Origin of the sequence: Stenotrophomonas sp. AR029, assembly GCF_047520695.2 — a bacterium.
Lineage (GTDB): Bacteria > Pseudomonadota > Gammaproteobacteria > Xanthomonadales > Xanthomonadaceae > Stenotrophomonas > Stenotrophomonas sepilia.
In genome coordinates this window covers 1,221,948-1,228,595 of the sequence record NZ_JAXBQQ020000002.1, presented here as the reverse complement: position 1 = coordinate 1,228,595, position 6,648 = coordinate 1,221,948, and the positions used below count along the sequence as shown (strand labels likewise).

At 69.3% G+C, this 6,648-nt stretch carries 6 protein-coding genes; 2 read left to right on the top strand and 4 right to left on the bottom strand.

Features of this window, described 5'->3' with window-relative positions; genetic code table 11:
• Positions 1-132: autotransporter outer membrane beta-barrel domain-containing protein (locus ACM0PB_RS12295; RefSeq protein ID WP_495495122.1), on the top strand; the 132-nt coding region annotated here is incomplete at its 5' end.
• 194 nt (positions 133-326) lie between these two features.
• The gene (locus tag ACM0PB_RS12290; RefSeq protein ID WP_171956452.1) at positions 327-2,348 is read left to right on the top strand and encodes an acyltransferase family protein; all 2,022 of its coding nucleotides are present in this window, start codon (positions 327-329) and stop codon (positions 2,346-2,348) included.
• Positions 2,349-2,458: 110 nt separating this feature from the next.
• Here ACM0PB_RS12290 and ACM0PB_RS12285 read toward each other — a convergent pair whose 3' ends face one another.
• The 4 genes from ACM0PB_RS12285 to ACM0PB_RS12270 all read right to left on the bottom strand — a co-directional run bounded on the left by ACM0PB_RS12285 (position 2,459) and on the right by ACM0PB_RS12270 (position 6,587).
• Complete coding sequence (locus tag ACM0PB_RS12285; protein ID WP_414604727.1) at positions 2,459-3,844, bottom strand: FAD-binding oxidoreductase; 1,386 nt, start codon at positions 3,842-3,844, stop codon at positions 2,459-2,461.
• Positions 3,841-4,422: a metal-dependent hydrolase gene (locus tag ACM0PB_RS12280; protein WP_065186666.1), complete on the bottom strand. Its 582-nt coding sequence runs from the start codon at positions 4,420-4,422 to the stop codon at positions 3,841-3,843. Before ACM0PB_RS12280 ends, ACM0PB_RS12285 begins: the two co-directional genes overlap by 4 nt.
• A gap of 85 nt (positions 4,423-4,507) precedes the next feature.
• A complete protein-coding gene (locus ACM0PB_RS12275) occupies positions 4,508-4,876 on the bottom strand; it encodes a YraN family protein (RefSeq protein WP_170944933.1) in 369 nt (122 codons plus the stop codon).
• A complete protein-coding gene (locus tag ACM0PB_RS12270; RefSeq protein WP_065196249.1) occupies positions 4,866-6,587 on the bottom strand; it encodes a penicillin-binding protein activator in 1,722 nt (573 codons plus the stop codon). The genes ACM0PB_RS12275 and ACM0PB_RS12270 overlap by 11 nt, the downstream gene beginning before the upstream one ends.
• Positions 6,588-6,648: the final 61 nt, after the last annotated feature.

The following is a 6,648-nucleotide window of genomic DNA, read 5'->3' as shown; positions in this document are numbered from 1 at the left end:
TACGAGGTGCAGGCCGGTGCCGAGCTGAAGCTTGGCCAGCGCTGGGGCGCGTGGGGCGGCGTGAGCGTGCAGCGTGGCGACGGCGGCTATCGCAACGTAGGTGGCCAAGTGGGTTTGCGCATGGCTTGGTAATCGGGCGTGCAGCGGGGTCGGATCCCATTGCCACGGCAATGGACTCTGACCCCTGGCTGCTGCCGTAGAGCCGAGCCTATGCTCGGCTCATCGCGATCTGAACGAAGAGCAGCCGAGCATGGCTCGGCCCTACAATCGCGTCACTCCGGGACCGGACCTGAACGATGTCCATGTCTGTCGCGATCGTCCATTGAATGACTGCGCAAACGGTAGCGATGCTGCCGGATCGCTCGCTGCCGGTCACCCGCATGTCTGCTCCCGAACGCTCCCACAACGCTGCCATCGACGGCCTGCGTGCATTGGCGGTGCTGGCCGTCATCCTGTTTCACACCAACGCAGCCTGGTTACCGGGTGGCTTCACCGGTGTGGATCTGTTCTTCGTGGTCTCCGGTTTCGTGATCAGCCAGTCGTTGGCTTCGCGCGCCCATGCGTCGCTGGGCGCGATGCTGCTCGATTTCTACCGGCGCCGCGTGCTGCGCCTGCTTCCCGCGCTGCTGGTGATGTTGATGGCCACCTTCGTGCTGTCGGCGCTGTTCATTCCCCGCGCGTGGCGCAATGAACAGTTCGACCAGACCGGCTGGGCCGCGCTGGTCGGCTTCAGCAACATCGTGCTGGCTGGCCAGCAGGACGATTACTTCTCACCCGGCGCGGAACTGAACCCGTTCCTGCACACGTGGACGCTGGGGGTGGAGGAGCAGTTCTACCTGGTCTTCCCGCTGCTGTTCTTCGTCTGGCTGCGCGGGCGTGAGCGCTGGCCGTGGTCGCGTTGGCTGTTGCCGGGGCTCACCGTGCTGTCGCTGGCGTGGGCGGGCTGGCAGGCGCAGACGGCACCGGCGGCAGCGTTCTATCTGCTGCCGGCGCGGTTCTGGGAGCTGGCTGCGGGCGCGCTGCTGTACCAGTGGATGCGTACTCGTACGCCGGGCCAGAACGGTGGTGCGGTTGCAGCGGCCGGCCTGACGCTGCTGGCCGCAGGCGTGGTGATCGCCCCGCAGCTGGCGATGCCGGTGCCGGGTGTGCTGGCCACCGTGGCCGGTACCCTGCTGCTGTTGGCAAGCGTGTCGGCGCCGGGGACATCGCGCCTCGCCCGCGCGCTGGGCTGCGCACCGCTGGCCTACCTGGGCCGGTTGTCCTATTCGCTGTACCTGTGGCATTGGCCGCTGCTGGTGCTGCTGCGCTGGACCTACGGCCTGCACGGTGCTGCGCTGTGGCTGTATCCGGTACTGCTGCTGGCGGTGTCGGCCGCGTCCTACCACTTCGTCGAACGCCCATTGCGCAGTGCGGCGCCGCTGCTGCGGCTGGCACCGGCCAAGGTGCTGGCGATGGCATTGCCGCTGGTGGCGCTGTGTGGTGCGGGCGCATGGGCCATGGTGGAGTACCACGAGCAGGTCTCGCTGAGCGTGACCCGCGACGGCTATGCGTGGCAGGCGCGTCGCTACCCCGCGTGGCGCCCATTGGAGCCGGTGAGTGCGCCGGCGCTTGAAGGGCGGCGACTGTTCGTGTCCGGCGATTCGCACGCGGCGGCGTATCGCACCATGACCAGCATGGTCGCGCGCCAGACCGGCATGGAGGTGCGCCAGCAGGATCGCGGCGGCTGCAGCTTCGTCAACCTGCTGCGGGCCAGCCCGTCCGACTGCCAGGGCTTCATTGAGGACGCGTTGTCGACCATCGAGCGCGAGGCACGCCCCGGTGACATCGTGCTGCTGGCGGCCTTGCGCATGCCGGAGCTGCGTGGATTCGACTGGCAGCGTCAGGATGCGCAGGAAATCTATCGTCAACTGCTCGCCGAGCGCACCCCGACCGATGCGCAGGCCGCGCGTGATGAGGCTGATCATGTTCTTGGACGCCTGCAGAAGCTGGGCGTGCAAGTGGTTTTGGATGCACCGCTGCCGTTGTTCAAGGCCGGTGCGTACCGCTGTTCGGACTGGTTCAACCGCCGCAACCCGGCGTGTGCCGGTGGCCTGAGCATGCCGCGCGATGATCTGGAGAGGCTGCGTGCGCCGCAGATGGCGTTGCTGGCCGAGCTGGCAGCGCGCTATCCATCGCTCACGGTGTGGGATCCGCTGCCGCTGCTGTGCGGGCCAACGACCTGTTCGGCGGTGGAAGACGGGGAGCCGCTGTTCTTCGACAACGACCACCTGAGTGGGCATGGCAACCGCGTGCTGTTGCCCAGTTTCCGGCAGACCCTGATCGATATTGCAGGCGACACGCCGGTGTAGAACCGAGCTCACGCTCGGCTTGCCACGCGGTGCGGGCTTCATCGCGATCTGGTCGAAGCGCAGCCGAGCATGGGCTCGGCTCTACAGGAGTGCGAAGGAGTGCGCGCGGTCTATGCCGGCGGCAGTACCTTGCCCGGGTTGAGGATACCGTCCGGGTCAAGCGCGGCTTTGATCGCGCGCATCGTCGCCAGCGTAGCCGGTGTGAACGCCCGCGCCATGAAATCGCGCTTGGCCAGGCCGATGCCGTGTTCGCCCGACAACGTGCCACCCAGTGCCAGCGTCAGCTCGAAGATCTTCGGCAGCGCGGCATGCGCGCGCGTGTTTTCATCTGCATCCTCCGGGTGATAGAGGATGTTGACGTGCAGGTTGCCGTTGCCGGCGTGGCCGAAGGTGACGATGGTGAGCGCGTAGTCCCGTGCCAGGGCCTGCACGCCGGCCACCAGTTCCGGAATGCGCGACACCGGAACCACCACGTCTTCATTGATCTTGCCCGGCGCGACGCTGCGCAGCGCAGGCGACAGCGCCTTGCGCGCCGCCCACAGCTGGTCGCGCGCGCGGCCTTCCATCGCCACGTCCAGCTCGATCATGCCGTTGCCTTCGGCGGCGCTGGCCAATGCCTGCAACAGATAGGGCAGGGTGTCGTGGTCACCATCGGCCTCGACCAGCAGCATCGCCCCTGCTTCCGGCACATCAGCACCATTCAGCCGCAGCAGTTCCAGGCTGCGCGCATCCATGAATTCCAGGCGGGTGGGTACCACCGGCTGCGACATCAACCGCGACACGGCGGCCGCAGCAGCATCGGCATCGCGGTACAGCACGCGCAGGCCGGCCTGGCTGACCGGCAGCGGGGTCAGTTTCAGCGTGGCTTCCACGATCAGTGCCAGCGTGCCTTCGCTGCCTACCAGCAGGTGGGTGAGGTCGTAGCCGGTGGCATCCTTGGTGTAGGCGCCACCGCAACGGATCACGTCGCCGGTTCCGGTCACCGCCACCAGGCCCAGCACGTTGTCGCGGCTGGTGCCGTACTTCACCGCGCGCGGGCCGCCCGCATTGCAGGCCAGGTTGCCGCCGATGCTGCAGATTTCGGCGCTGGACGGGTCCGGCGCCCAGAACAGGCCGTGCGACGCCAGCGCCTGCTGCAGCGTGCCGTTCAACACGCCCGGCTGCACGACCGCGCAGCGATCACCGGCGCGGATCTCGACGATGCGGTCCATGCGGGTGAACGAGAGTACGATGCTGCCCGGCTGCGGGACCGCGGCACCGGCGGTACCGGTGCCGGCACCGCGCGCGACCAGCGCCACGCCATGCGCGCGGCATGCACGCACCAGCGCCTGCACCTGCTCGATGTCCGCCGGAAACGCCACTGCAGCCGGCCGCTGATGGCGCCATGAGTTGTCCTGTGCGTTGGCCTCCAGCGCGCCGTCATCCATGCGCCAGCCCTCCGCGCCCAGCAGGGTGGACAGTTCAGTAACCAACGCGGTGGGCAGGGCAGGACTCATGACGGATCTCGTGGGGCAGCAGGAACGGGTTGGATCAGTTTCCAGGCGACAACGGCGCCGGCCAGTGGCAGCCACACCCAGCGCAGTTCGGAGAGCAGGGTAGCCACGCCGCGTGCGCTGAAGAACTGTGGCGCGAACGGTGACACGCGGATGGGGCGCCACGGCGCGAAGAAGCGGTGTTCGCTCCACGGCCAGGCCAGCGCAACGCCCAGGCCACCGGAGGTCATTGCATCCAGCAGCGGATGGCTGGCGGCGCAGACGAAGACGAATACCGCCGCTTGCACGGTAGATGCCAACCTTGGTTGGCACACATCCGCCGACCAAGGTCGGCGACTGCCCAAGAACGCCAACGCCGCGGCCAATGCTGCCAGCACGCCGGCGAACAGCAGTGAGTGGCTGGCGCCGCGATGGCCGAAGGCATCGGCATAGGGAATGTGCAGGGCAAAGGCCAGTACATCGGCATCGGGCAGCATGGCGGCGATCACGCCGGCGGCCAGCAGGCGCGGCGGGATGCGGCCACGATCCGCGGCGCACCACAGCGCCAGCGGCACAGCGGCATGGGTGATGATCGAAGGCATCAGTCACGCACCGTGGTCGTGCCGGCCGAGGGCCGGCTGCAGGTCCGACGGGTAGTGCCGGCCGCTGGCCGGCAAAGAGTAGCCATCAGCAGTCATCCAATCGGAACGCATCCCGCAGCCAGTGCAGCTGCGGCGGTTCGCCGGTGGCTTCCACCACATCGAAGCGGCAGGGTGCATTGGCCAGCGCCGGGTTGTCCTGCAGGTACAGTTGCGCGGCATGGGCCAGGCGCCGGCACTTGCGCGCATCCACCGAGGCCGCGCCGCCACCGAAATCGGATCGCGCGCGGTAACGCACTTCCACGAACACCACGGTGCCGGCATCGTCCATCACCAGGTCCAGTTCACCGCCGCGATAGCGCACATTGCGCGCACGCGGCTGCAGTCCGGCCTGTTGCAGATGCTGCTCGGCGGCGGCTTCCACCGCCGAGCCCCGTTGGCTGCGTTCAGCGACCACCGACGATCGGCATCGGCCGGCCGCCATTGAAGGTCGACCAGGCCGGCTGGCGCAGGATGTTGCCGTTGCTGTCCAGGAACAGGGTGCCGGTGGCACCGTCCAGGCCGCCTTCGTTGGACAGCTTGTCCAGGTAGGCGGTGATCTTCCAGGCGTCGGCACCGAAGGCGAACAGGCGGCCGGCCGCACCGCGTGCGCTCGGCAGGGTGCTGGCCACCTGGCTGGCCGACGGCAGGCCGGACACGCTGCGCACGTTCCAGGCTTCGTTCGGGTAGACAATGCCGTCCAGCGCCACGTCTTCTTCCACCTTGCCGCTGCCAACGGTCAGCTGCGAGGTGCCGACGCGGGTCGCGCCGCCTGCACCGGCCAGCGCCAGCTGCGGCGCCAGCAGGCGCGCCTGCGGCGCACGCACGGCGAGGAACACGGCATCGACCTGGCCGGCGTTGCGCACCTGCGCGCCGACATCGCCGACGGCATCGGTGACGCCGATCGTGGCCACCACCTGGCCACCGCGCTGCGCGAAGCGCTGGGCAAAGGCGGCGGCGGCACGGCGGCCGGTGTCGTCAGCGCTGTTGATCACCAGCGCCTTGCCGCGCTCGCGGCCACGCAGGTACTCGGCGGCGACGATGCCATCGTCTTCCGGTGCCAGCGAGAAGCCGGCACTGCCAGCCGGCGGTGCGTCCTTGCCGCGGTTCAAGGCCAGCACCGGCACCTGCAGCTGCTGGCGGCCGTACACCGCGTCCACTTCGTCGCGGCCCAGCGGGCCGACCACGAAGTCGGCACCGGAGGCGACGGCCTTGTCATAGGCGGCCAGGGCACCGGCCGGGGTGCCGGCGGTGTCGAAGAAGTTGATGTCCGGGCGGCGCCGGCTTTCACCGTAGTAGGCGCTCAACAGGCCATCGCGCACCGGCTGTGCGGCAGTGGCCAGGCGGCCGCTGAGCGGCAGCAGCACGGCCAGCTTGGCCGGCGGGCGGTAACCGTCGCTCATCGCCGGCGGGCGCTTGCTGGTGTCGAACTGGGCCGCGCCATCGCGGTCGAACGGGCGCGGCAGCGGCAGGCCGCGCGCGATCAGTGCACGGCCGGCGAAGTTGTAGAGCGGGTCGTTGGCCGGCAGGGCGGCGGCACGGCTGCGCAGGGTGGCGTCGTCGAGGGTGCCGAGCAGGCCGGCAATGGCGGCCTGGTTCTCGCTGCGCGCGCTGCCGGTCAGGCTGGAATGGGCGCGGGCCCGTTCGGTGGCGGCACCGAAGGCATCGCCGGTGCCCTGCAGGGCACTGGCACGGGCCAGGTACCAGCGTGTGCGCAGGGCCGGCAGCACGTTGTCGCCGTGGTCCTTCAGCAGGGCCAGCGCCTGCGCCGGCTGCTTGTCGGCCAGGGCCAGCTCGGCACTGGTCAGCTGGTAGCGCTGCAGGCTGGCGCCGGACAGCTGGCGTGCGGTGAGCTGGCCGAGCAGGCTGCGCGCGCGGGCACTGTCGCCGGCGAGGTGCCAGGCCCAGGCCGCATCGGCCAGTGCGTTGCTGCGGGCGCCGCCGCGCAGGGTGGAGGCCAGGCCTTCCAGCTGCAGCGCGGCATCGCGCGGCTTGCCCTGTTCGATCAGCGCCAGCGCCTGGCTCTGGGCCGGCGACTCGGGCGTGCTGGTCAGGCTGGTGGTGGCACAACCGGCCAGCAGCATCAGCGACAACGACAGGGCGGAGATCCGTGCGGCGGGCTTGTTCATGATCGGGTCCATGCGATGGGGGCAGCGGCCTTGGCCGGGTACACGCTACGATTCTACCCTT